Source organism: Streptomyces drozdowiczii, assembly GCF_026167665.1.
Taxonomy (GTDB): Bacteria; Actinomycetota; Actinomycetes; order Streptomycetales; family Streptomycetaceae; genus Streptomyces; species Streptomyces drozdowiczii_A.
In genome coordinates this window covers 2,134,074-2,155,794 of record NZ_CP098740.1, presented here as the reverse complement: position 1 = coordinate 2,155,794, position 21,721 = coordinate 2,134,074, and the positions used below count along the sequence as shown (strand labels likewise).

At 71.3% G+C, this 21,721-nt stretch carries 22 protein-coding genes; 13 read left to right on the top strand and 9 right to left on the bottom strand.

The window, feature by feature from the left end; all coding sequences use genetic code 11:
• Nucleotides 1-27: 27 nt before the first annotated feature.
• Nucleotides 28-987 (top strand): methylmalonyl Co-A mutase-associated GTPase MeaB, encoded by a 960-nt coding sequence (meaB, locus tag NEH16_RS09495; protein ID WP_265541029.1) that lies wholly within the window; start codon nucleotides 28-30, stop codon nucleotides 985-987.
• A gap of 244 nt (nucleotides 988-1,231) precedes the next feature.
• Here the strand turns inward: meaB and NEH16_RS09490 are convergent, their stop codons facing one another.
• The gene (locus NEH16_RS09490) at nucleotides 1,232-1,609 is read right to left on the bottom strand and encodes a PepSY domain-containing protein (RefSeq protein ID WP_265541027.1); all 378 of its coding nucleotides are present in this window, start codon (nucleotides 1,607-1,609) and stop codon (nucleotides 1,232-1,234) included.
• A gap of 121 nt (nucleotides 1,610-1,730) precedes the next feature.
• Between NEH16_RS09490 and NEH16_RS09485 the strand changes: the two genes are divergently transcribed.
• On the top strand, nucleotides 1,731-2,390 hold the full coding sequence (locus NEH16_RS09485; RefSeq protein WP_265541025.1) for a response regulator transcription factor: 660 nt from the start codon (nucleotides 1,731-1,733) through the stop codon (nucleotides 2,388-2,390).
• A complete protein-coding gene (locus NEH16_RS09480; protein WP_265541023.1) occupies nucleotides 2,387-3,862 on the top strand; it encodes a sensor histidine kinase in 1,476 nt (491 codons plus the stop codon). Before NEH16_RS09485 ends, NEH16_RS09480 begins: the two co-directional genes overlap by 4 nt.
• Before the next feature lie 124 nt (nucleotides 3,863-3,986).
• Here the strand turns inward: NEH16_RS09480 and NEH16_RS09475 are convergent, their stop codons facing one another.
• The 4 genes from NEH16_RS09475 to NEH16_RS09460 all read right to left on the bottom strand — a co-directional run bounded on the left by NEH16_RS09475 (nucleotide 3,987) and on the right by NEH16_RS09460 (nucleotide 6,627).
• The gene (locus NEH16_RS09475; RefSeq protein ID WP_073963888.1) at nucleotides 3,987-4,454 is read right to left on the bottom strand and encodes a MarR family winged helix-turn-helix transcriptional regulator; all 468 of its coding nucleotides are present in this window, start codon (nucleotides 4,452-4,454) and stop codon (nucleotides 3,987-3,989) included.
• A gap of 129 nt (nucleotides 4,455-4,583) precedes the next feature.
• Nucleotides 4,584-5,348, bottom strand: coding sequence for an AIM24 family protein (locus tag NEH16_RS09470; RefSeq protein ID WP_265541021.1), 765 nt, complete (start codon nucleotides 5,346-5,348; stop codon nucleotides 4,584-4,586).
• Nucleotides 5,345-5,995, bottom strand: a complete 651-nt coding sequence (locus NEH16_RS09465) for an AIM24 family protein (protein WP_073963886.1) — start codon at nucleotides 5,993-5,995, stop codon at nucleotides 5,345-5,347. Before NEH16_RS09465 ends, NEH16_RS09470 begins: the two co-directional genes overlap by 4 nt.
• Nucleotides 5,995-6,627: an AIM24 family protein gene (locus NEH16_RS09460; protein ID WP_073963885.1), complete on the bottom strand. Its 633-nt coding sequence runs from the start codon at nucleotides 6,625-6,627 to the stop codon at nucleotides 5,995-5,997. Before NEH16_RS09460 ends, NEH16_RS09465 begins: the two co-directional genes overlap by 1 nt.
• Before the next feature lie 148 nt (nucleotides 6,628-6,775).
• Here NEH16_RS09460 and NEH16_RS09455 point away from each other — a divergent pair, with 148 nt between their 5' ends.
• From NEH16_RS09455 to NEH16_RS09435, 5 genes are all read left to right on the top strand, one after another.
• Nucleotides 6,776-7,126: a DUF3817 domain-containing protein gene (locus NEH16_RS09455; RefSeq protein WP_018102592.1), complete on the top strand. Its 351-nt coding sequence runs from the start codon at nucleotides 6,776-6,778 to the stop codon at nucleotides 7,124-7,126.
• Nucleotides 7,123-7,416: an MTH1187 family thiamine-binding protein gene (locus NEH16_RS09450; RefSeq protein WP_030971479.1), complete on the top strand. Its 294-nt coding sequence runs from the start codon at nucleotides 7,123-7,125 to the stop codon at nucleotides 7,414-7,416. Before NEH16_RS09455 ends, NEH16_RS09450 begins: the two co-directional genes overlap by 4 nt.
• 186 nt (nucleotides 7,417-7,602) lie before the next feature.
• The gene (locus tag NEH16_RS09445; RefSeq protein ID WP_073964851.1) at nucleotides 7,603-8,112 is read left to right on the top strand and encodes a MarR family winged helix-turn-helix transcriptional regulator; all 510 of its coding nucleotides are present in this window, start codon (nucleotides 7,603-7,605) and stop codon (nucleotides 8,110-8,112) included.
• Between the two features lie 65 nt (nucleotides 8,113-8,177).
• Nucleotides 8,178-8,513, top strand: coding sequence for a DUF3817 domain-containing protein (locus NEH16_RS09440; protein WP_037785884.1), 336 nt, complete (start codon nucleotides 8,178-8,180; stop codon nucleotides 8,511-8,513).
• A gap of 79 nt (nucleotides 8,514-8,592) precedes the next feature.
• Complete coding sequence (locus NEH16_RS09435) at nucleotides 8,593-10,293, top strand: acyl-CoA mutase large subunit family protein (RefSeq protein WP_265541017.1); 1,701 nt, start codon at nucleotides 8,593-8,595, stop codon at nucleotides 10,291-10,293.
• Here NEH16_RS09435 and NEH16_RS09430 read toward each other — a convergent pair.
• A complete protein-coding gene (locus NEH16_RS09430) occupies nucleotides 10,269-10,928 on the bottom strand; it encodes a TetR/AcrR family transcriptional regulator (protein ID WP_265541015.1) in 660 nt (219 codons plus the stop codon). The two genes, NEH16_RS09435 and NEH16_RS09430, sit on opposite strands and share 25 nt — an antisense overlap.
• A 318-nt stretch (nucleotides 10,929-11,246) precedes the next feature.
• Between NEH16_RS09430 and NEH16_RS09425 the strand changes: the two genes are divergently transcribed.
• The 4 genes from NEH16_RS09425 to NEH16_RS09410 all read left to right on the top strand — a co-directional run bounded on the left by NEH16_RS09425 (nucleotide 11,247) and on the right by NEH16_RS09410 (nucleotide 15,519).
• Nucleotides 11,247-12,221, top strand: a complete 975-nt coding sequence (locus tag NEH16_RS09425; RefSeq protein ID WP_265541013.1) for a tetratricopeptide repeat protein — start codon at nucleotides 11,247-11,249, stop codon at nucleotides 12,219-12,221.
• A gap of 678 nt (nucleotides 12,222-12,899) precedes the next feature.
• A complete protein-coding gene (locus tag NEH16_RS09420; protein WP_073963881.1) occupies nucleotides 12,900-13,520 on the top strand; it encodes a DUF6230 family protein in 621 nt (206 codons plus the stop codon).
• A gap of 96 nt (nucleotides 13,521-13,616) precedes the next feature.
• Nucleotides 13,617-14,186, top strand: a complete 570-nt coding sequence (locus NEH16_RS09415) for a DUF6114 domain-containing protein (protein WP_265541011.1) — start codon at nucleotides 13,617-13,619, stop codon at nucleotides 14,184-14,186.
• Nucleotides 14,176-15,519 carry a hypothetical protein gene (locus NEH16_RS09410; RefSeq protein ID WP_265541009.1) on the top strand — a complete coding sequence of 448 codons (1,344 nt, stop codon included), beginning with the start codon at nucleotides 14,176-14,178 and terminating at the stop codon, nucleotides 15,517-15,519. Before NEH16_RS09415 ends, NEH16_RS09410 begins: the two co-directional genes overlap by 11 nt.
• 85 nt (nucleotides 15,520-15,604) lie before the next feature.
• Here NEH16_RS09410 and pyk read toward each other — a convergent pair whose 3' ends face one another.
• The 3 genes from pyk to pta form a co-directional block, all read right to left on the bottom strand.
• A complete protein-coding gene (gene pyk / locus NEH16_RS09405) occupies nucleotides 15,605-17,035 on the bottom strand; it encodes a pyruvate kinase (RefSeq protein ID WP_073963878.1) in 1,431 nt (476 codons plus the stop codon).
• Between the two features lie 74 nt (nucleotides 17,036-17,109).
• Nucleotides 17,110-18,351, bottom strand: a complete 1,242-nt coding sequence (locus tag NEH16_RS09400; RefSeq protein WP_265541008.1) for an acetate kinase — start codon at nucleotides 18,349-18,351, stop codon at nucleotides 17,110-17,112.
• 5 nt (nucleotides 18,352-18,356) lie between these two features.
• Complete coding sequence (gene pta / locus NEH16_RS09395) at nucleotides 18,357-20,429, bottom strand: phosphate acetyltransferase (protein ID WP_265541006.1); 2,073 nt, start codon at nucleotides 20,427-20,429, stop codon at nucleotides 18,357-18,359.
• Nucleotides 20,430-20,693: 264 nt separating this feature from the next.
• Between pta and NEH16_RS09390 the strand changes: the two genes are divergently transcribed.
• Nucleotides 20,694-21,719 carry an ATP-dependent 6-phosphofructokinase gene (locus NEH16_RS09390; RefSeq protein ID WP_265541004.1) on the top strand — a complete coding sequence of 342 codons (1,026 nt, stop codon included), beginning with the start codon at nucleotides 20,694-20,696 and terminating at the stop codon, nucleotides 21,717-21,719.
• Nucleotides 21,720-21,721 lie beyond the last annotated feature (2 nt).

Below are 21,721 nucleotides of genomic sequence, written 5' to 3'. Positions count from 1 at the left end.
ACGAGCGGCGAGCGGAACGGAGCGGTGATGGTGGACGTCCCCACCCTGGTGGAGCAGGCCCGCGCGGGCGGACCCCGGGCGGTGGCCCGGCTCATCTCCCTGGTGGAGGGGGCATCGCCGCAGCTGCGCGAGGTGATGGCGGCCCTGGCGCCGCTGGCGGGCAGCGCGTACGTGGTCGGCCTGACCGGCTCGCCCGGCGTCGGCAAGTCCACGTCGACGTCGGCGCTCGTCTCCGCGTACCGGAAGCAGGGCAGGCGGGTCGCGGTGCTCGCCGTCGACCCGTCCTCGCCGTTCTCCGGCGGGGCGCTGCTCGGCGACCGGGTCCGGATGTCGGACCACGCCTCCGACCCGGGCGTCTACATCCGCTCCATGGCGACCCGCGGCCACCTCGGCGGCCTCGCCTGGGCGGCCCCGCAGGCGATCCGGGTGCTGGACGCCTCGGGCTTCGACGTGATCCTGGTGGAGACCGTGGGCGTCGGCCAGTCCGAGGTGGAGATCGCCTCGCAGGCCGACACCTCGGTCGTCCTCCTCGCCCCCGGCATGGGCGACGGCATCCAGGCCGCGAAGGCGGGCATCCTGGAGATCGGCGACGTGTACGTCGTGAACAAGGCGGACCGGGACGGCGCGGACGCCACCGCCCGCGAGCTGAACCACATGCTGGGCCTCGGGGAGTCCCGGAGCCCCGGCGACTGGCGCCCGCCGATCGTGAAGACGGTCGCCGCCCGGGGCGAGGGCGTCGACGAGGTGGTCGAGGCACTGGAGAAGCACCGGGCCTGGATGGAGGAGCACGGCGTCCTCGGCGAACGCCGTGCCGCCCGCGCCGCCCGCGAGGTCGAGACGATCGCGGTCACCCGCCTCCGCGAACGCATCGGCTCCCTGCACGGCGACCGCCGCCTGGACGCCCTGGCCGAACGCATCGTGGCCGGCCGCCTCGACCCGTACGCGGCGGCGGACGAACTGGTGGCGGGACTGACGGGCGAGGGCTGACGGGGGCGCTGCCCCCGCACCCCCGCTCCTCAATCGCCGGAGGGGCTTGATTTTCGCTCCCGCCGCCGCGGACGTGCGGCAGAGAAGGCAACTCCAGCCCGCCGGCGCTTGAGGCGCGGGGTCCGGGGCGGAGCCCCGAAATCCAGCCCCTGCGGCGTTTGAGCAGCGGGGCCCGGGGCAGCGCCCCGGTTTCGGGAAGGGGCGGGTAGGGGACAAGGCCCGCCGCAGGCGCACCGCCCCGGGCTCAGCCCCCCGTCGCCGCCTTCACCGCCTCCTCCAACGACACGACCCCACCCCGAGGCACCCCGCGCCCGTCCTCGTCCCGGTCCACCCGGCTCCCGACGACCTTCCCGCTCCCCGCGTCCACCGTCACGTCGTGCCACACCTTGTCGGAGCCGTACACCTCCAGCTCCCAGACAAGCCGCCCGTCCTCCTCGTCGAGCTCCGCCTCGGTCACCGTGCCGGGCACCGCCGCCTTGCCGATCGCGGCCGGTGAGGCGGCCGCACGCTCCGTACCGCCCCCGTCGCGGCCGTCGTCGTCCGCGAGGGCGACAGCGGTCGCCGTCCCGCCCCCGACGAGCACGGCCGCGGCCACCACACCGATGACGATCTTGCGCTTCATGAGAGTTCCTCCCGGAATCGATGCGAACCGTCGATACGGCCCCCACACTGGACGGCCGATGCTGAACGCAGCCTGAAGCCACCTGAAACCGTCTTCAGCTTCCGTTTGGGACGCTGGGCGCATGCGCCTGTTGATCGTGGAGGACGAGAAGCGGCTGGCGATCTCCCTGGCCCGGGGGCTCACCGCCGAGGGATTCGCCGTGGACGTCGTGCACGACGGGGCCGAGGGCCTGCACCGGGCGACGGAGGGCGCGTACGACCTGGTGATTCTCGACATCATGCTGCCCGGGATGAACGGCTACCGCGTCTGCGCCGCCCTGCGCGCCGCCGGCCACGACGTACCGGTGCTGATGCTGACCGCGAAGGACGGCGAGTACGACGAGGCGGAGGGCCTGGACACGGGCGCCGACGACTACCTGACCAAGCCGTTCAGCTACGTGGTGCTGGTCGCCCGGGTCCGCGCCCTGCTGCGCCGCCGGGGCGGCACCGGCTCGCCGGTGGTCACCGTGGGCGCGCTGCGGATGGAGACCGCGGCCCGCCGGGTGCACCTCGGCGGCGAGGAGATCGCCCTGACGGCCAAGGAGTTCGCGGTGCTCGAACAACTCGCCCTGCGCGCCGGGCAGGTGGTGAGCAAGGCGGAGATCCTGGAGCACGTCTGGGACTTCGCGTACGACGGCGACCCGAACATCGTCGAGGTGTACGTCAGCACCCTGCGCCGCAAGCTCGGCGCGGCCGCCATCCGCACGGTGCGGGGCGCCGGTTACCGGCTGGCGGCGCTGTGAGGTCGGTACGGGCCAGGGCCGCGCTCGGCGCCACCGTGGTCGTCGCCCTCGCCCTGGGTGCCGCCGGGCTCGCCGTTCTGCTCGTCCTGCGCGCCAACCTCACCGACCAGGCGGGCCTCCAGGCCGAGGTCGCGGCCAGGGAGGTCGCCGGACAGCTGGCCCTCGGCGTGCCGTACGCCGAGCTGGACACGGGCGACGAGGAGGAGCACCCGGTCCAGGTCACCGACGAGGACGGGCGCGTGGTCGCCGTATCCAAGGACCTGGAGGCGATATCCGGCACCGGCACGGACCGGGTCGCCCCGGCGGGGGCGGCGACGGACACCGATGACGACCGGGACGACGACGACCCGGGCCGGGGCGAGGTCTCCACCGACGAACCGGACTTCGGCAACGGCACCGCCACCGTGGACGGCGACCGCGCCGACTACCGGTTCGCCGCGGTCGAGGTCACGGACCCGGCCGGGCGCACCCTGACGGTGCACGCGGGCGCCCCGCTCGCCGCCGAGCAGCGGGCCGTGGACAGCGTGCGCTCCGCGATGCTGGCGGGGCTGCCCGTGGTGCTCCTGGTCGTCGCCGGGGTGACCTGGCTGGTGACCCGGCGGGCCCTGCGCCCGGTGGAGGGCATCCGGCGCGAGATGGCGGCGATCACCGCCTCCGAGGACCTGGCCCGGCGGGTGCCGGAACCGGGCTCCCGTGACGAGGTCGCGAGGCTGGCCCGTACGACCAACGAGACCCTCGCCGCGCTGGAGGAGTCCGTCGGCCGCCAGCGGCGCTTCGTGGCCGACGCCTCGCACGAGCTGCGCAGCCCGATCGCCTCGCTGCGCACCCAGCTGGAGGTGGGCGCCGCGCACCCGGAGCTGCTGGACGTGCCCGGCGCAGTCGCGGACACCGTGCGCCTCCAGGCCCTCGCCGCGGACCTGCTGCTGCTGGCCCGGCTGGACGCGGGGGAGCGGGCGGGGCTCTCGCGGCTCGACCTGGGGGCGCTGGTCCGCGAGGAGGTCTCCCAGCGCGTCGGCGACCGCGTCCCGGTCGCGGTGTCCGTAAAGGGCGGCGTACGGGACGGCGGCCTCGACGTGGCCGGTTCGCGCGCCCGCCTGGCCAGGGTCCTCGGCAACCTGCTGGACAACGCGCAGCGGCACGCGGTGCGTTCGGTGTCCGTCACGGTGGTCCGGGACGCCGACGAGGTGGTCGTCGCCGTCACGGACGACGGGTTCGGGGTGCCGGATGCGGAGCGGGAGCGCGTCTTCGAACGCTTCGTCCGGCTGGACGAGGCGCGGGCCCGGGACGACGGCGGGGCGGGCCTGGGCCTGGCCATCGCCCGAGACGTGGCCACGCACCACGGCGGAACCCTCACGGTGTCGGGTACCCGCTTCGAGCTACGGCTCCCGGCCCTCCAGGACGCGGGGGCGCCGCCCCCGCACCCCCGTTCCTCAATCGCGGGAGGCGCGCAAAACAGCCCCTGCGGCGATTGAGCAGCGGGGTCCGGGGCAGCGCCCCGGTTTCGGGAAGGGGCGGGTAGGGGAACAGGCCCGCCGCAGGCGCACCGCACCCGCACCGCACCCGCACCCGCACCCGCACCCGCACCACCCTCCCTACCTACCGCTGCCCCCGCAAATGCTCCGCCACCGGCGTCAGCGCCGCGCGCAGTTCCGCCAGCGCCTCCGCCGACAGCAGATCCATGAAGTGGCGGCGCACGGACGCGACATGGTGCGGCGCCACCCTCCGCATCGTCTCCAGGCCCTCGTCCGTGAGGACCGCGTACAACCCCCGCCGGTCCGACTCGCAGTTCTCCCGCCGCACAAGACCCGCGCTCTCCATGCGCGTGATCTGGTGCGAGAGCCGGCTCTTGGATTGCAGGGTCGCCCCCGCGAGGTCGCTCATCCGCATCCGGCGGTCCTCGGACTCCGAGAGGTTGACGAGGATCTCGTAGTCGTTCATGGTCAGCCCGAACGGCTGGAGGTCCTTCTCCAGCTGGTGGGTCAGCAACCTGCTGACGTCCAGGTGGGTGCGCCAGGTGCACTGCTCGGCGTCGCTCAGCCAGCGGGTGGCCGTCTCGGTCTCCATGTATGGATTCTACCTAAGAAGTTGAAAGCCGGACGAAGTGTGGGGATGTGACACCCGGCACCGCACCGCCCGCACGGGCGGCCCGCACCGGGGCGCAGACGTTCGACGTCACACTCCGCAGACTACCGTTCACAAACCGAAGCGACGCTGGAGGTCCCCCAGCTGACCGGGCGCCCGGGGCGTCTGCCCCGGCCCGGCACCCCCACCCGGCACCCCCGCCTGCTGCGGCACCGCCCCCGTCGGCTGTTCGGCCATCAGCGCCTCGGAGGACTGGAGCAGCACCGTACCGGCGCCGACGAACTCGAACTGGTGCTCCTCGCCGGAGGCGCCGCCGATCCCGGTCAGCCCGCGCAGCCCGCCCAGCAGGCCGGTCATGTAGCCGTGGTCGTAGTGGTGGCAGGGGGAGGGGCAGTCCGCCCAGCCGACCAGCGCCTGCGGGTCCACCCGCAGCGGGGGCTCCATGAAGACCACCGGACCGTTGGACGCGGCGACGAACTTGCCCGTGCCGATCAGCGTCAGGAACCCGGGCACGATCGACTGCTTCAGCGCCAGCGAAGGCTGGTACGCGAGCAGGTTGCCGGACCGGATGGTCAGGTTCCCGTCGTCCAGGTCGTAGGAGTTCACATCGAACGCCCGGTCCGCGAGCAGCATCTTGCCGCTGCCCTCGGCCACCACCCAGTCGCTCGCGTGCAGCGGCGAGTGGAAGCTGGAGCGGACCAGCCGCTCGAAGCGGCCGTGCCCGATGCCGTCGAAGTTGATCTGCCCGTAGTAGGCGATCATCTTGCCCTTCTGGAGGAACCACTGGCTCCCCTTGAGCTCCACACAGAAGGTGTACGCGTTGACGTTGTCGTCCGCCGGCAGCGTCATCGGGTCGAAGACCACGGGCCCGTTCACAGCTTCTCCTCCGACGCCTGGACGTACACCGCACCGCTGCCGCTCAGCTCCAGCTGGAAGCCCTCGCCCGAGCCGCGGCCCACCATCTCGCGCCAGCCGAGCGCGGTGGAGAGCTTGTTGCGTACGTCGCCGTGGTGGGCGACGTACGCCTGGGGGTCGACGTGCACGTCGCGGCCCGGCGCGATCGGCAGCTCGATCACCCCGCCGTGCGCCATCACGGCCACCGAGCCGTGCCCCCGGAGCGTCGTGGTGAACAGGCCCTGCCCGGTCACCTGGCCGCGCACCATGCCCATGACCCCGCCCTGCGAGCCCATGAACATCGTGCCCTGCTGGAGCGTGCCGTCGAAGGCGAGCAGCCGGTCCGCCTCCACATAGAGGGTGTCCCCGGAGAGGGTGATCACCTGGATGTGGTGGCCGCCGTGGCCGAACATCACCGTGCCGTTGCCCTCGACCGTCATCAGCGGGGTCGCCTCGTTCGCCAGGCGGCGGCCGATCATCGACATCATGCCGCCCTGGCCGCCCTGGATGTTCGGCGTGAACGCCACCTCACCCCGGTACGCGAGCATCGCCCCGCGCTGGCTGAACATCTTCTGGCCGGGGACCACCGTGGCCTCGACCATCTTCGAGTTGATCTCACGGAACGGCATCAGACGTTCCCCCCGATCGTGTTCCGCTCGCTGGGCTGCACGTAGACCAGTCCGTCGCCCTCGAACCGGATCTGGAAGGACTCACCGGAGCCCTCGCCGATCAGCGTCCGGAAGTTCACCCCGGACTGGAAGTTCTGCTGGAGGTTGCCCTGGTGGGCGATGTACGCGCCCGGGTCCACGAACAGCGGGTACTGCGGGGAGACCCGCAGCACCACGGCCGTGCCGTCCGACATGATCGCCGCCTGCCCCGTCCCCTCCACGGTGGTGGTGAACAGGCCGTTGCCCGTCGCGCCGCCGCGCAGGCCGGTGAACGTGGTGCCGGTGCGCAGCCCGGCGTCGGTGCAGAGCAGATTGCTCGCCTCGACGTACAGCTTGTCGCCGTGCAGCGTGACGAGGTTGATCTCGCTCGCCCGGTCCGCGAAATAGCAGGTGCCCTGCCCGGAGACCTGCATCACCGCCATCGACTCACCGGTCAGCCTGCGGGTCACCATCCCGCGCAGTCCCTCACCGCCGCCCGTCATCTTCTTGAACGTCATCTGGCCCTCGTACGCGACCATCGAGCCGTTCTTCGCCTTGACGGCATCGCCTGCCAGATCGACGGCGAGCGTCTTGTTTCCCTCGAGCCGGAACATTGCCACCCGGCGAAAATAGCCGCAGCGACCGCCACCGGAACAGGGGGCCAGTACCCGGCGCCCGGGGCGCCCGCCCGCGATGTCACAATGGGTGCCGCTTGTGCGTGCGTTCACAAGCTGTCACGACCCTCCCACCGAAGGTGCCCCCGTGGACATCAAGACCGCTACCGCCCTGCACCGGCTGCGCCTCATCTCGATTCCCGAGGCGCTGTCCTTCCCGGCGCTGATCCTCTTCGGCTCGGTGCTGAGCCGGGTCTCCGACATCGACTTCCTGATGATGCCGCTGGGCATGCTGCACGGCGTGCTCTTCGTGATCTACGTCGTGCTGCTGCTCGACGTGTGGGCGAAGACCAAGTGGCCGCTGAAGCGCGTCGCGTTCTTCTTCCTGCTGTGCGTGCTGCCGTTCGGCGGCCTGTACGGGGACAAGGTGCTCAAGCGCTATGAGGCGGACAGCGTCATCGCCGCCCGGGCCCGCCGCGAAGGCACGGTCAGCGCATGATCGTCGCCTTCTCCGTCAGCCCGCTCGGGGTCGGCGAGGACGTCGGCGAGTACGTCGCCGACGCCGTCCGGGTCGTCCGCGAGTCGGGTCTGCCCAACCGCACGGACGCGATGTTCACCTCCATCGAGGGGGAGTGGGACGAGGTCATGGACGTCGTCAAGCGCGCCGTGGCCGCCGTGGAGGCGCGCGCCGGGCGGGTCTCGCTGGTCCTGAAGGCGGACATCCGCCCCGGCGTCACGGACGGGCTCACCTCCAAGGTGGAGACCGTCGAGCGGTACCTCGCGGACTGACCCGCCGCACGCACGTACGCGGAGCCCCCCCGGAACGTCCGGCGGGGGCTCCCCTCATTCCGGCACCGAGAAGAAGTCCGGACGGTGCCCGCGGTGCGGCACCCGTACCCGCACCCGTTATCGGGTCCCGGACCGAAGTGCGAGACGGGGAGGACCGCCAAGTTCCCCATGGGTAAGGTCGTGGCCGTGCCGAAGCCGCTCAGTCTCCCCTTCGACCCCATCGCCCGCGCCGACGAGCTCTGGCAGCAGCGCTGGGGCCCGGTCCCGTCCATGGCGGCGATCACCTCGATCATGCGGGCGCAGCAGATCCTGCTCTCCGAGGTCGACGCCGTCGTCAAGCCGTACGGACTGACCTTCGCGCGGTACGAGGCGCTGGTGCTGCTCACCTTCTCCAAGGCGGGCGAGCTGCCGATGTCCAAGATCGGCGAGCGGCTGATGGTCCACCCGACGTCCGTGACGAACACGGTGGACCGGCTGGTGCGCTCCGGCCTGGTCGACAAGCGCCCGAACCCGAACGACGGCCGGGGCACGCTGGCCTCGATCACCGACAAGGGCCGCGAGGTGGTGGAATCGGCCACCCGGGACCTGGTCGCGATGGAGTTCGGACTCGGGGCGTACGACGCCGAGGAGTGCGCCGAGATCTTCGCCCTGCTGCGGCCCCTGCGCATCGCCGCGCAGGACTTCGAGGAGATCTGAGAGACGCGGTTCCGGTGTCCGGCCCGCTGCAAGATCGCCCCGGACGTCCGGTTACGCTCGTTGGCATGAAACGCAGTGTGCTGACCCGATACCGGGTGATGGCTTACGTCACCGCCGTCATGTTGCTGATCCTCTGCGTGTGCATGATCTTCAAATACGGCTTCGACAAGGGCGAGGGCCTGACGCTCGTCGTCTCCCAGATCCACGGCGTGCTGTACATCATCTACCTGATCTTCGCCTTCGACCTGGGCTCCAAGGCGAAGTGGCCGCTGGGCAAGCTGGCCTGGGTGCTCCTCTCGGGCACGATCCCGACGGCCGCGTTCTTCGTGGAGCGCAAGGTCGTCCGCGAGGTCGAGCCGCTGGTCGCCGACGCGACGCCCGCGGCCCCCGCGAACGTCTGACACCTCCGAACCGCCCCGCGCGAAGCGCCGGGCGGTTTGTCATCGACTTTTACTAGGACGTCCTAGTAAATTGATGGGTATGGACGCTGACGCGATCGAGGAAGGCCGCCAACGCTGGCAGGCCCGTTACGACAAGGCCCGCAAGCGTGACGCGGACTTCACCACGCTGTCCGGGGACCCGGTGGAGCCCGTCTACGGCCCCCGCCCCGGAGACGCGTACGAGGGCTTCGAGCGGATCGGCTGGCCCGGCGAGTACCCCTTCACCCGGGGCCTCCACCCGACCGGATACCGGGGCCGCACCTGGACCATCCGCCAGTTCGCGGGCTTCGGCAACGCCGAGCAGACCAACGAGCGCTACAAGATGATCCTGGCCGCCGGCGGCGGCGGGCTCAGCGTGGCCTTCGACATGCCGACGCTGATGGGCCGCGACTCCGACGACCCCCGCGCGCTCGGCGAGGTCGGCCACTGCGGCGTCGCCATCGACTCCGCCGCCGACATGGAGGTCCTGTTCAAGGACATCCCGCTCGGTGACGTCACGACGTCGATGACGATCAGCGGCCCGGCCGTCCCGGTCTTCTGCATGTACCTGGTCGCCGCCGAACGCCAGGGCGTCGACCCGGCCGTCCTCAACGGCACGCTCCAGACGGACATCTTCAAGGAGTACATCGCGCAGAAGGAGTGGCTCTTCCAGCCCGAGCCCCATCTGCGCCTCATCGGGGACCTGATGGAGCACTGCGCCGCCTCCATCCCCGCGTACAAGCCGCTCTCCGTCTCCGGGTACCACATCCGCGAGGCCGGGGCGACGGCCGCGCAGGAGCTGGCGTACACCCTCGCCGACGGCTTCGGTTACGTGGAGCTGGGCCTCTCCCGCGGCCTCGACGTCGACACCTTCGCGCCCGGCCTGTCCTTCTTCTTCGACGCGCACCTCGACTTCTTCGAGGAGATCGCCAAGTTCCGCGCCGCCCGCCGGATCTGGGCCCGCTGGATGAAGGAGACGTACGGCGCGAAGACCGACAAGGCGCAGTGGCTGCGCTTCCACACCCAGACCGCCGGGGTCTCCCTCACCGCGCAGCAGCCGTACAACAACGTCGTACGCACCGCCGTCGAGGCCCTGTCCGCCGTCCTCGGCGGCACCAACTCGCTGCACACCAACGCCCTCGACGAGACCCTGGCGCTCCCCTCCGAGCAGGCCGCCGAGATCGCGCTGCGCACCCAGCAGGTGCTGATGGAGGAGACCGGCGTCGCCAACGTGGCCGACCCGCTGGGCGGTTCCTGGTACGTGGAGCAGCTCACCGACCGCATCGAGGCCGACGCCGAGAAGATCTTCGAGCAGATCAAGGAGCGCGGCACCCGGGCCCACCCCGACGGGCAGCACCCGGTCGGCCCGATCACCTCCGGCATCCTGCGCGGCATCGAGGACGGCTGGTTCACCGGCGAGATCGCGGAGTCCGCGTTCCGCTACCAGCAGTCCCTGGAGAAGGGCGACAAGAAGGTCGTCGGCGTCAACACGGCGCACGGCTCGGTCACCGGTGACCTGGAGATCCTGCGGGTCAGCCACGAGGTCGAGCGCGAGCAGGTCCGCGTCCTCGCCGGCCGCAAGGAGGCCCGCGACGACGCCCGGGTGAAGACCGCCCTCGACGCGATGCTGGCCGCCGCCCGCGACGGCTCCAACATGATCGCGCCGATGCTGGACGCGGTCCGCGCGGAGGCGACCCTCGGCGAGATCTGCGGCGTCCTGCGCGACGAGTGGGGCGTCTACACGGAGCCCGCGGGCTTCTGACGTACCGGCTGTCCGGCGGCCGCGCCCAGCCCCGCCAGCAGCAGCAGCGTGAAGCGCCGGGCCCAGTCGGCATCGACGGGCTCGGCGCTCACCAGCGTCCGGTGCACCACCGCACCGGCGATCACATCGAAGATCAGGTCCGCCGTCAGGTCCGCCGTGGCCTCGTCCGGCTCGACGGGCAGCTCGCCGCGCTCCTGCGCCCGCCGCCGGCCCTGGAGCACGAGCCGCTTCTGCCGGTTGACGATCGAGTCGCGGATACGGGCCCGCAGCGCCTCGTCCCGCGTCGACTCGGCGACCACCGCCATCAGCGCGGTCCGGGTCTCCGGCCGGTCGAGCAGCGCGGCGAACTGGAGCACGACCGCCTCCACATCGGCGGCCAGGCTGCCCAGGTCCGGCATCTCCAGCTCGTCGAAGAGCACCGCCACCGCGTCCACGACCAGTTCGTTCTTGCCCGCCCAGCGCCGGTAGAGGGTCGTCTTGGCGACCCCGGCCCGCGTCGCCACGTCGCCCATGGTCAGCTTCGACCAGCCGAGGTCCACCAGCGAGGCTCTGGTCGCCTCCAGGATCGCCTCGTCGGCCTCGGCGCTGCGCGGGCGTCCCGATCGTGCGGGTTTGGGATGGGGGCGGCTGAGCATGCCGAGACCATACCCGCCAGTAAGTAAATCCGACCGGCCCCCGAAGCCGTGAGACAGATCACCGAACACTCTTGTGCGTGAGGGGGCGTGGCCAGTTACGCTACGGGTCGTAGCGTAAGGCGACGGTCCGGACCGTCGTGGACGCCACGAACGAACGACAGCCACAGGCGCCGGGTGGGGACCGGGTGCCGAACCGGGTCTTTCAGGGGCCTCACAACCGTGTCTGTCCGTCCACCCCGCACACCGGCGGGGGTCGCGGACGGGCGCGGTTCACGTATCGCTTTCCGGAACCGCGCACCGAAGGGGGAGGATGTACGCATGCAGCCCAGAAACATGTCCATGAGCGGCGTCGTCGACCTCGCCGCGGTGAAGGCGGCCGGAGAGGCCAAGGCGAAGGCGGAGCAGGCGCGCGCCGAGTCCGCACGCCAGGGCGGCCCCGCGGCCGTCCCCGCGTCCTCCCTCGTGATCGACGTCAACGAGGCGGGCTTCGAGAACGACGTCCTCCAGCGCTCCGCCGAAGTGCCCGTCGTCATCGACTTCTGGGCCGAGTGGTGCGAGCCGTGCAAGCAGCTGGGCCCGCTCCTGGAGCGCCTGGCCCACGAGTACAACGGCCGCTTCCTGCTGGCCAAGGTCGATGTCGACGCCAACCAGATGCTGATGCAGCAGTTCGGCATCCAGGGCATCCCGGCGGTCTTCGCGGTCGTCGCCGGCCAGGCGCTGCCGCTCTTCCAGGGCGCGGCCCCCGAGGCCCAGATCCGGCAGACCCTGGACCAGCTGATCCAGGTCGGCGAGGAGCGCTTCGGCCTGACCGGTATCGCGGTGGACCCGTCGGCGGCGGGCGAGCCGACCCAGGCGGCGGCCCCGGTCCCGGCCGGTCCGTACGACTCCCTGCTCGAGGCGGCCGCCCGGGCGCTGGACGCCAACGACTTCGCGGGCGCCGTGCAGGCGTACAAGAACGTGCTGTCCGACGACCCGGCCAACACCGAGGCGAAGCTGGGCCTCGCTCAGGCCGAGCTGCTGTCCCGGGTGCAGGCGACGGACCCGCAGAAGGTGCGCGCGGAGGCGGCGGAGAAGCCGGCCGACGCGGACGCGCAGCTGGCGGCGGCCGACCTGGACCTCGTCGGCGGCCATGTCGAGGACGCCTTCGGGCGGTTGGTCGAGACCGTGCGCCGGACGTTCGGTGAGGACCGCGACCGGGTCCGGCTGCGGCTGCTCGACCTCTTCGAGGTGATCGGCCCGGAGGACCCGAGGGTCGGTGCCGCGCGCACCGCGCTCGCACGCGTCCTGTTCTGATCCGGTCTGTCCGAACCGATTGTGCCGAACTGACAACACGGCCGCGGCCGCCTCCGGGCGCCGCGGCCGTTTTCGCGATCAGGCGATAAGAGTGGGCCCCGCTTTACCAAATCTTGATAAAAGCACGGCCTGTTACTCGCAGTAAATCGATCTTTGCGATCTGCCCTGTTTCGCTCCCTCTTCCTCCTTTTCGTCCGTTGGTCCGGGGCAACCCTGTGTGGCCGCTCGGTGCCAGCAGGTCGTGGCCCGGTTATGAGGGCGTTACCAGCGAGTAACGAACCCCCTTGTGTCCCGGCCGGGAATGGACCACGATCGGCCACGCTCGGTCCAATAACGCCAGTCCGACTGCCAGTCGGGAGCGGCGGCTCCGTTGGGTCCCCACCGGGCGGGTCGGCGGCAGTGGCGCCGGCTCCGGACAGGGGGGTTCCTGCCGGCCGGCAGGGCCTGTCCGATCAGGTCGCGCACACGCGCGACCCGTGGTTGTCGCTCGGGGGTGATCGCCGGTGATGCGGACGCGGTACAGCCTCCGTACGCGGGCGCTCTCCTTTCCGAGGACGTAGCACTTCTCCCATCCCAGGTCGGGCAGGATGCCTGACCGGAGATGTACGTCCGAGAAGGAGGAAAAGTATGAGTTCCCAGGTTCGCGGTGGCACGAGATGGAAGCGTTTCGCTGTCGTCATGGTGCCGAGCGTCATAGCCACCGCCGCCGTCGGCGTCGGTCTGGCCCAGGGCGCGCTCGCCGCGTCCTTCAGCGTGTCGGGCCAGGAGTTCAAGGTCACGGCGCAGGAGCTGAACGGCCAGGGCTTCGTCCAGTACGGCAGCATCGCGACCGAGGACGGCGCCGACCCCACGAAGCCGGGCAAGGCGCACGCCGTGGCCGTCTCCGGGTTCCGTCACGCCACCATCACCAAGATGTGCCAGTCGGTCGTCACGCCCAACCTGCCGTTCGGGCTGGGCAGCGTGACGCTGAGGCTCACCGCCGGCGACCCGGGCAATGCCACGGGCAAGGCCCGAGAGGACAAGCTGGTCGACGCGACCGGCCTCTACCTCGACGTCTCGGACCTCAGCGGTGACGCCGAGTTCGGCAACATCGACATCGGTGTGGGCGCGGGCCAGCTGAGCGACCCGGGCATCCAGCCCAAGGCCGGGAAGTACGTCAACCCGAACGGGTTCGCGCAGCGCGCCGAGACCGCCAAGCTGACGGGCGTCAAGCAGCAGGCGTGGGCCACCACGGCAGGAACGTTCAAGCTGCCGGGTCTGCACCTTGGGCTGTCCAAGGGCGTCGACGAGTGCTACTAGGGCACTAGCCCGGGCGGCCGGGGGCGCATCACGGGTCCCCGGCCGCCCACCCTTCTCTTTCTCACAGCAGTACCGGTTCCCAGGGAGCTGTTTTCCATGAGCCCCGAATCCCAAGGGCAGAACGAGCACTACCTCTCCGTCGCCCGGCGAGGCTTCCGCACCTGGCGGGGTGACCGGCCGTTCTGGGCCGGACTGTTCACCATGCTGGGCGGCGTGCCCATCATGTACTTCCCGTACGCGAACATGCACCTCGGCAACGTGACGCTGGCGATGTCCACCACGGCCGGCGCCGGTTCGCTGATCATCGGTGTCCTGCTCGTCACGCTGGGCCTGACGATGTGGTTCCACAGCATCGTCCGCGTGTTCGCCGGTGTCGCGGCGATTCTGCTGGCCCTCATCTCCATACCCGTCGCCAACATCGGCGGCTTCCTGATCGGCTTCGTCTTCGCCCTGCTCGGCGGCGCGCTCTCCGTGGCCTGGGCCCCGGGCGTACCGCCGGCGGCCGAGGAGCCCGCTCCCGCCGAAGCGGCCCCGGAGACCGTCCCGTTCGCGAAGGACGAGCCGTTCCCGGAGGGCGCGCTCCACGGGGCCGGTGTTCCCGAGCAGCCGCAGGCCCCGTACGACACCACGGTCGAGGCCGAGGGCGGGAGGCACCGTGCGGGGTGACGACGAGCAGATGAACGGTGCGGACGAGAACGGGACCCGGGAACGCAGAGGCCCCCGCCACGCCGCCCCCAGGAAGTCGCTGCTGACGAAGCTCCACATGCCCGCGGGCAAGAAGGCGTTCGCGCTCGCCGCGATGCCGACGGCGGTCTTCGTCGGGATGGGCCTCACGCCCCGGCTGGCGATGGCCGACGACTCCACGGACATCCCCTTCGCGCCCGGCCCCTGCGTCACGCGCTCCGACGAGCCGAGCGAGTCGGCGGACCCGACGCCCTCCGCGTCGAAGACGCCGTCCCCCGCCACGAGCGAGAGCGCGAAGCCGACGCCGGGGACGACCGGCGAGGCGGCCCCGAAGCCCACGGCCACGGGCTCCGCGGACGACACCGCGAAGAAGAGCACCGACACCGCGAAGAGCACCGACACCGCGAAGAAGAGCACCGACACCGCGAAGAAGAGCACCGACACCGCCCCGGCCGAGACCCCGGCCGCCACGCCGTCGCCCACGAAGACGACGAACCCGCTCGACCCGCTGGGCCTCGGCGACGCGCTCAAGGACCTCTTCGACGGCGACAAGGACAAGGAGACGGCGAGCCCGTCCCCGAGCCCCACCACGGCGTCCCCGAAGCCGTCCGCGACCGCGGACACCGAGGACTCCGAGGACCGGACCGCGGACAAGGCCACCGACGCGGCGAAGGACACCGCGAAGGACACGGCCGACAAGACCACCGAGGCCATCCGCGACGCGGCCGGCAAGGCGGGCCGCACGGTCGAGGAGCTGGACGAGGACGTCAAGGGCACCGACGCCAAGAAGGACGAGGACATCCCGGACGGCGCCAAGGAGCCGTTCCCGTGCCCCACCGCGGACCCGGAGGCCCTGGCCAACGCGAAGGCGGAGCCGGGCATCCCGAACCTGCCCACCGACCCGTGGATCCTGGAGAGCTCGCTGCTCACCCTGAACGGGCTCGACTACAAGGGCATCGTGGAGGTACGGGCGGGCAACACCACCAAGAAGGTGCTGAAGTTCACCGCGTCCTCGATCGACATCAAGGACCTGCACCAGCTGACGACCGGCCCGATGCCCGGGACCACCGGCCACGTGCAGGCGCGGAAGGGCTCCACCTCCACGATCCGCAACGGCACGGTGACGATGTACACGGAGGAGCTGAAGGGCAACCTCTTCGGCCTCATCCCGATCACCTTCAGCCCGGAGACCCCGCCCCCGCTGAACGTCCCGTTCGCCTTCTTCACCAAGGTGAAGGTCACCCAGGCCGGCCAGTTCGGCGGCACCCTGACGGTCCCGGGACTGCACAACTACTTCACCCAGGACGGCGCCTGACGCGCCTGGTGGCATGGCACCAAAAGGGCGGTGCCCCCGGTCCCGGAGAGTTCCGGAACCGGGGGCACCGCCCGCGCGCCGTGCGTCAGCCCTGGTCCTGGCCGCCGACGTGGTGGACGCGGACCATGTTGGTGGTGCCGGGGACCCCGGGGGGCGAGCCGGCCGTGATGACCATCGTGTCGCCCGTGTTGTAGCGGCCGAGCTTCAACAGCTCCGAGTCGACCAGGTCGACCATCGCGTCCGTGTTGTCCACGTGCGGGACGACGTGGGCCTCGACGCCCCAGCTGAGCGCCAGCTGGTTGCGGGTGGACTCGTCCGTGGTGAAGGCCAGGATCGGCTGGGCCGCGCGATAGCGGGACAGCCGGCGGGCGGTGTCACCGGACTTGGTGAAGGCGACCAGCGCCTCGCCGCCCAGGAAGTCCGCGATCTCGCAGGCCGCGCGGGCCACCGAACCGCCCTGCGTACGGGGCTTCTTGCCCGGCACCAGCGGCTGGAGGCCCTTGGAAAGCAGCTCCTGCTCGGCGGCGACCACGATCTTCGACATGGTCTTGACCGTCTCGATCGGGTACGCGCCGACCGAGGACTCCGCGGAGAGCATGACCGCGTCCGCGCCGTCCAGGATCGCGTTGGCGACGTCGGACGCCTCGGCGCGGGTCGGACGGGAGTTGGTGATCATCGACTCCATCATCTGGGTCGCCACGATCACCGGCTTGGCGTTGCGCCGGCACAGCTCCACCAGGCGCTTCTGCACCATCGGGACGCGCTCCAGCGGGTATTCGACGGCGAGGTCGCCACGGGCGACCATCACACCGTCGAACGCCATGACGACGCCCTCCATGTGCTCGACGGCCTGCGGCTTCTCCACCTTGGCGATGACGGGGACCCGGCGGCCCTCCTCGTCCATCACCTTGTGGACGTCCTTGACGTCGTTGGCGTCGCGGACGAAGGAGAGCGCGACCATGTCGGCGCCCATCCGGAGCGCGAAGCGCAGGTCCTCGACGTCCTTCTCGGACAGGGCCGGGACGTTGACCGCGGCACCCGGCAGGTTGATCCCCTTGTGGTCGGAGATCACCCCGCCCTCGATGACGATGGTGTGGACCCGGGGGCCCTCCACGGAGACGACCTTCAGCTCGACGTTGCCGTCGTTGATCAGGATCGGGTCGCCCTTGGCGACGTCACCGGGCAGGCCCTTGTAGGTCGTGCCGCAGATCGACTTGTCCCCGGGGACGTCCTCGGCGGTGATGACGAACTCGTCCCCGCGGACCAGCTCGACCGGACCCTCGGCGAACTTCGCCAGGCGGATCTTCGGGCCCTGGAGGTCGGCGAGCACGCCGACCGCCCGCCCGGTCTCGGCGGCGGCCTTGCGGACCCGGTCGTAACGACCCTGGTGTTCCGCGTGGGAGCCGTGACTGAAGTTGAAACGGGCCACGCTCATGCCGGCCTCGATCAGAGCGACGAGCTGCTCGTGGGAGTCGACGGCGGGGCCGAGGGTGCAGACGATTTTGGAACGGCGCATGAGGCGGATCCTATCGGTTTGTTTCGCTGCGGAATATTCCGGCTGGTGGAAGATACAAAAGGGCGGAGGCCCGCTCAGTTGTCGACCAGTGCGAAGGTCTGGGTGGCGATCTCCAGCTCCTCGTCGGTCGGCACCACGGCGACCGCGACCCGTGCGTAATCCGGCGAGATCAGCCGCGGTACGCCGGACCGTACGGCGTTGAGATCCGCGTCCACCGCGAGGCCCAGCTCCTCCAGACCGGCGATGGCAGCCTCGCGCACCGGGGCGGAGTTCTCGCCCACCCCCGCCGTGAAGACCACCGCGTCCACCCGGCCGAGGACCGCCGCATAGGCGCCGATGTACTTCTTCAGCCGGTGGACGTAGATGTCGAAGGCGAGCGCCGCACGCTCGTCGCCCTCGTCCACCCGGCGCCGGATCTCCCGCATGTCGTTGTCACCGCAGAGCCCCACCAGGCCGCTCTTCTTGTTGAGCAGGACGTCGATCTCGTCCGCCGACATCCCCGCCACCCGCTTCAGATGGAAGGTGACGGCCGGATCGATGTCCCCGGACCGGGTACCCATCACCAGCCCCTCCAAGGGGGTCAGGCCCATCGACGTCTCCACGCACCGGCCGCCCGCGACCGCCGAGGCGGACGCCCCGTTGCCCAGGTGCAGCACGATGACGTTGACGTCCGCCGGCTCCTTGCCCAGCAGCTCGGCCGCCCTGCGGGAGACGTACGCGTGCGAGGTGCCGTGGAAGCCGTAGCGGCGGATGCGGTGGGCGTCGGCCGTCTCCACGTCGATCGCGTACCGCGCCGCGTACTCCGGCATCGTCGTGTGGAACGCCGTGTCGAACACCGCCACCTGCGGCAGGTCCGGGCGGAGCGCCTGGGCGGTGCGGATGCCCGTGATGTTGGCCGGGTTGTGCAGCGGCGCCACCGGGACCAGCCGCTCGATCTCCTTGAGCACGTCGTCGGTGACCACGGTCGGCTCGGTGAACCGCAGCCCGCCGTGCACCACCCGGTGCCCGATCGCCGCGAGATCGGGGGAGTCCAGGCCGAGCCCGTCGGCCGCCAGCTCCTCGGCCGCCGCCTTCAGCGCCTCGTCGTGGTCGGCGATCCGGCCCGTGCGCTCCCGGGGCTCGCCGCCCCCGGCCGGCGGGGTGTGCACGAGCCGGGAGGTCTCCTCGCCGATCCGCTCGACGAGCCCGGACGCCAGCCGGGAGCGGTCGTCCATGTCGAGCAGCTGGTACTTCACGGAGGACGAGCCGGAGTTGAGCACGAGCACCCGGCTCGGCTTCCCGGCCGCCGCCGCGTCTTCGGTGTTCGGGGTGGTCATGCGGGTCACTCCTCGCCCTGGGCCTGGATCGCGGTGATGGCCACGGTATTCACGATGTCCTGCACGAGCGCGCCCCGGGACAGGTCGTTGACCGGCTTGCGCAGCCCCTGGAGGACCGGCCCCACCGCCACCGCGCCCGCCGAGCGCTGCACGGCCTTGTACGTGTTGTTGCCGGTGTTCAGGTCCGGGAAGATCAGGACCGTCGCCTGCCCGGCCACCTCGGAGCCCGGCAGCTTGGTCGCGGCCACGCTCGGCTCGACCGCCGCGTCGTACTGGATGGGCCCCTCGATCCTCAGGTCCGGGCGGCTCCCGCGCACCCGGTCCGTCGCCTCGCGCACCTTGTCCACGTCGGCGCCGGTGCCCGAGGTCCCCGTCGAGTACGACAGCATCGCGATCCGGGGCTCGACGCCGAAGCGGGCGGCCGTGGCGGCGGACTGCACCGCGATGTCCGCGAGCTGCTCGGCGTCCGGGTCCGGATTGACCGCGCAGTCGCCGTACACCAGCACCTTGTCGGCGAGGCACATGAAGAAGACCGACGAGACGATCGAGGCGTCCGGCTTCGTCTTGATGATCTCGAAGGCGGGCCGGATGGTCGCCGCCGTGGAGTGCACCGCGCCGGAGACCATTCCGTCGGCCAGGCCCTCCTGGACCATCAGGGTGCCGAAGTAGTTGACGTCCGAGACCACGTCGTACGCCAGCTCGACCGTCACCCCGCGGTGCGCCCGCAGCTGTGCGTACCGCTCGGCGAACGACTGGCGCAGCTCCGAGGTCTGCGGGTCGATGAGCTGGGTCTCGGCCAGGTCGATGCCGAGGTCGGCGGCCTTCTTGCGGATGGTGTCCGGGTCGCCGAGCAGCGTGAGGTCGCAGACGTCCCGGCGCATCAGCACGTCCGCCGCGCGCAGCACGCGCTCCTCGGTGCCCTCCGGCAGCACCACCCGGCGCCGGTCCGCGCGCGCCTGCTCCAGCAGCTCGTGCTCGAACATCATCGGCGTGACCCGGCCGCTGCGGGCGACCGAGACCCGGTCCAGGAGGGCGGCGGTGTCGACATGGCGCTCGAAGAGGCCGAGCGCGGTCTCCGCCTTGCGCGGGGTCGCCGCGTTGAGCTTGCCCTCCAGGGCGAAGAGTTCCGCGGCGGTGGGGAAGGAGCCGCCGGCCACCGAGACGACCGGGGTGCCCGGCGCGAGCCGCGCGGCCAGCGTGAGTATCTCCTCGCCGGGCCGCTCGTCCAGGGTCAGCAGCACCCCGGCGATCGGCGGCGTCCCGGCGCTGTGCGCGGCGAGCGAGCCGACCACCAGGTCCGCGCGGTCCCCGGGGGTCACCACCATGCACCCCGGGGTCAGCGCCTTCAGCAGGTTCGGCAGCATCGCGCCGCCGAAGACGAAGTCGAGCGCGTCCCGGGCGAGCCCCGAGTCGTCGCCGAGGAGCACCGTGCCGTCCAGGGCCGCGGTGATCTGGGCGACCGTCGGCGCCGAGAGGGCGGGGTCGTCCGGCAGCACCGAGCAGGGGACCGGCAGGGTCGCGGCGAGGCGTTCCGCGACGACGTCCCGGTCGGCGGGGGCTACCCGGTTCACGATCATCGCGAGCACGTCGCAGCCCAGGCCGGAGTACGCCCGGTACGCGTTGCGGGTCTCCGCGCGCACCGACTCGGCGTTCTGGTCCTTGCCGCCGACGACCGCGATCACCGAGGCGCCGAACTCGTTGGCCAGGCGGGCGTTGAGCGCCAGCTCGTCGGGGAGCTGGGTGGCGGCGTAGTCGGTGCCGAGGACGAGGACCACCTCGTAGTCGACGGCCACCTGGTGGAAGCGCTCGACCAGCCGGGAGACGAGTTCGTCGGTGCCCTGCTCGGCCTGGATCGCGGACGCCTCGTGGTAGTCCATCCCGTAGACCGTGCCCGGGTCCTGGGAGAGCCGGTAGCGGGCCCGCAGCAGCTCGAACAGCCGGTCCGGGTCGTCGTGGACCAGGGGGCGGAACACCCCGACCCGGTCCACCTGGCGGGTCAGCAGCTCCATGACGCCCAGGTCCACGACCTGGCGGCCGTCTCCCCGGTCGATCCCGGTCACGTACACGCTGCGCGTCACGCGTGCTCTCCCGTCGTCTCTGGTCCGGTATGGTGCCCGGTTCGAGTGGTAATCGCCCGTTTGACGATACCCGTGGGGCACAGGGGCCGCCCGCCGGACGACTGCCCCGCGGAGGCGCGCGCAGGCGGCGCCGGACCGGGCGGGAGCGCGAGCCGCGCGCCCGGCGTGGGACACTCGTCGTGACTCACGGTACGGGGCAAGCGGTAGAAGCCCCCGTTCCGGATGCCAAAACGGACGGGCCCAGCGAGCAGGAGACGGAACAGGATGCGCATCGGAGTTCTCACCGCAGGCGGCGACTGCCCCGGCCTGAACGCAGTGATCCGTTCGGTCGTCCACCGGGCCGTCGTCGGCCACGGCGACGAGGTCATCGGCTTCGAGGACGGCTTCAAGGGCCTCCTCGACGGCCACTTCAGGCCCCTCGACCTCAACGCGGTCAGCGGCATCCTCGCCCGCGGCGGCACCATCCTCGGCTCGGCCCGCCTGGAGCGCGCCCGGCTGCGCGAGGCCGCCGAGAACTGCGCCGAGCTGAGCCGGCGTTACGGCATGGACGCGCTGATCCCGATCGGCGGCGAGGGCACACTGACCGCCGCCCGGATGCTCGCGGACGCCGGAATGCCCGTCGTCGGCGTCCCGAAGACCATCGACAACGACATCTCCTCCACCGACCGCACGTTCGGCTTCGACACCGCCGTGGGCGTCGCGACGGAGGCCATAGACCGTCTGAAGACCACCGCCGAGTCCCACCAGCGCGTGATGGTCGTCGAGGTGATGGGCCGCCACGCGGGCTGGATCGCCCTGGAGTCCGGCATGGCCGGCGGCGCCCACGGCATCTGCCTCCCCGAGCGCAAGTTCGAGGTGGACGACCTGGTCAAGATGGTCGAGGAGCGCTTCGCGCGCGGCAAGAAGTTCGCCGTCATCTGCGTCGCCGAGGGCGCGCACCCGGCCGAGGGCTCGATGCCGTACGCCAAGGGCGAGATCGACCAGTTCGGGCACGAGCGGTTCCAGGGCATCGGCAACCGGCTGGCCGTCGAACTGGAGAAGCGGCTCGGCAAGGAGGCCCGCCCGGTCATCCTCGGCCACGTCCAGCGCGGCGGCACCCCGACCGCGTACGACCGCGTCCTCGCCACCCGCTTCGGCTGGCACGCGGTGGAGGCCGCGCACCGGGGCGACTTCGGCCGGATGACCGCGCTGCGCGGCAACGACATCGTGATGGTCCCGCTCGCCGAGGCGGTCACCCAGCTCAAGACGGTCCCGCTGGACCGGATGCACGAGGCCGAGTCGGTCTTCTGAGC

What these genes read in the sequence shown, in the direction of transcription:
- NEH16_RS09425 (WP_265541013.1), top strand. Translation starts at nt 11,247, where the DNA reads ATGCAGCCCAGAAACATGTCCATGAGCGGCGTCGTCGACCTCGCCGCG.
- NEH16_RS09415 (WP_265541011.1), top strand. Translation starts at nt 13,617, where the DNA reads ATGAGCCCCGAATCCCAAGGGCAGAACGAGCACTACCTCTCCGTCGCC.
- NEH16_RS09420 (WP_073963881.1), top strand. Translation starts at nt 12,900, where the DNA reads ATGGTGCCGAGCGTCATAGCCACCGCCGCCGTCGGCGTCGGTCTGGCC.
- pyk (WP_073963878.1), bottom strand. Translation starts at nt 17,035, where the DNA reads ATGCGCCGTTCCAAAATCGTCTGCACCCTCGGCCCCGCCGTCGACTCC.
- NEH16_RS09465 (WP_073963886.1), bottom strand. Translation starts at nt 5,995, where the DNA reads ATGCCGTTCCGTGAGATCAACTCGAAGATGGTCGAGGCCACGGTGGTC.
- meaB (WP_265541029.1), top strand. Translation starts at nt 28, where the DNA reads ATGGTGGACGTCCCCACCCTGGTGGAGCAGGCCCGCGCGGGCGGACCC.
- NEH16_RS09400 (WP_265541008.1), bottom strand. Translation starts at nt 18,351, where the DNA reads ATGACCACCCCGAACACCGAAGACGCGGCGGCGGCCGGGAAGCCGAGC.
- NEH16_RS09430 (WP_265541015.1), bottom strand. Translation starts at nt 10,928, where the DNA reads ATGCTCAGCCGCCCCCATCCCAAACCCGCACGATCGGGACGCCCGCGC.
- NEH16_RS09440 (WP_037785884.1), top strand. Translation starts at nt 8,178, where the DNA reads ATGAAACGCAGTGTGCTGACCCGATACCGGGTGATGGCTTACGTCACC.
- NEH16_RS09450 (WP_030971479.1), top strand. Translation starts at nt 7,123, where the DNA reads ATGATCGTCGCCTTCTCCGTCAGCCCGCTCGGGGTCGGCGAGGACGTC.
- NEH16_RS09460 (WP_073963885.1), bottom strand. Translation starts at nt 6,627, where the DNA reads ATGTTCCGGCTCGAGGGAAACAAGACGCTCGCCGTCGATCTGGCAGGC.
- NEH16_RS09490 (WP_265541027.1), bottom strand. Translation starts at nt 1,609, where the DNA reads ATGAAGCGCAAGATCGTCATCGGTGTGGTGGCCGCGGCCGTGCTCGTC.
- NEH16_RS09475 (WP_073963888.1), bottom strand. Translation starts at nt 4,454, where the DNA reads ATGGAGACCGAGACGGCCACCCGCTGGCTGAGCGACGCCGAGCAGTGC.
- NEH16_RS09485 (WP_265541025.1), top strand. Translation starts at nt 1,731, where the DNA reads ATGCGCCTGTTGATCGTGGAGGACGAGAAGCGGCTGGCGATCTCCCTG.
- NEH16_RS09390 (WP_265541004.1), top strand. Translation starts at nt 20,694, where the DNA reads ATGCGCATCGGAGTTCTCACCGCAGGCGGCGACTGCCCCGGCCTGAAC.
- NEH16_RS09435 (WP_265541017.1), top strand. Translation starts at nt 8,593, where the DNA reads ATGGACGCTGACGCGATCGAGGAAGGCCGCCAACGCTGGCAGGCCCGT.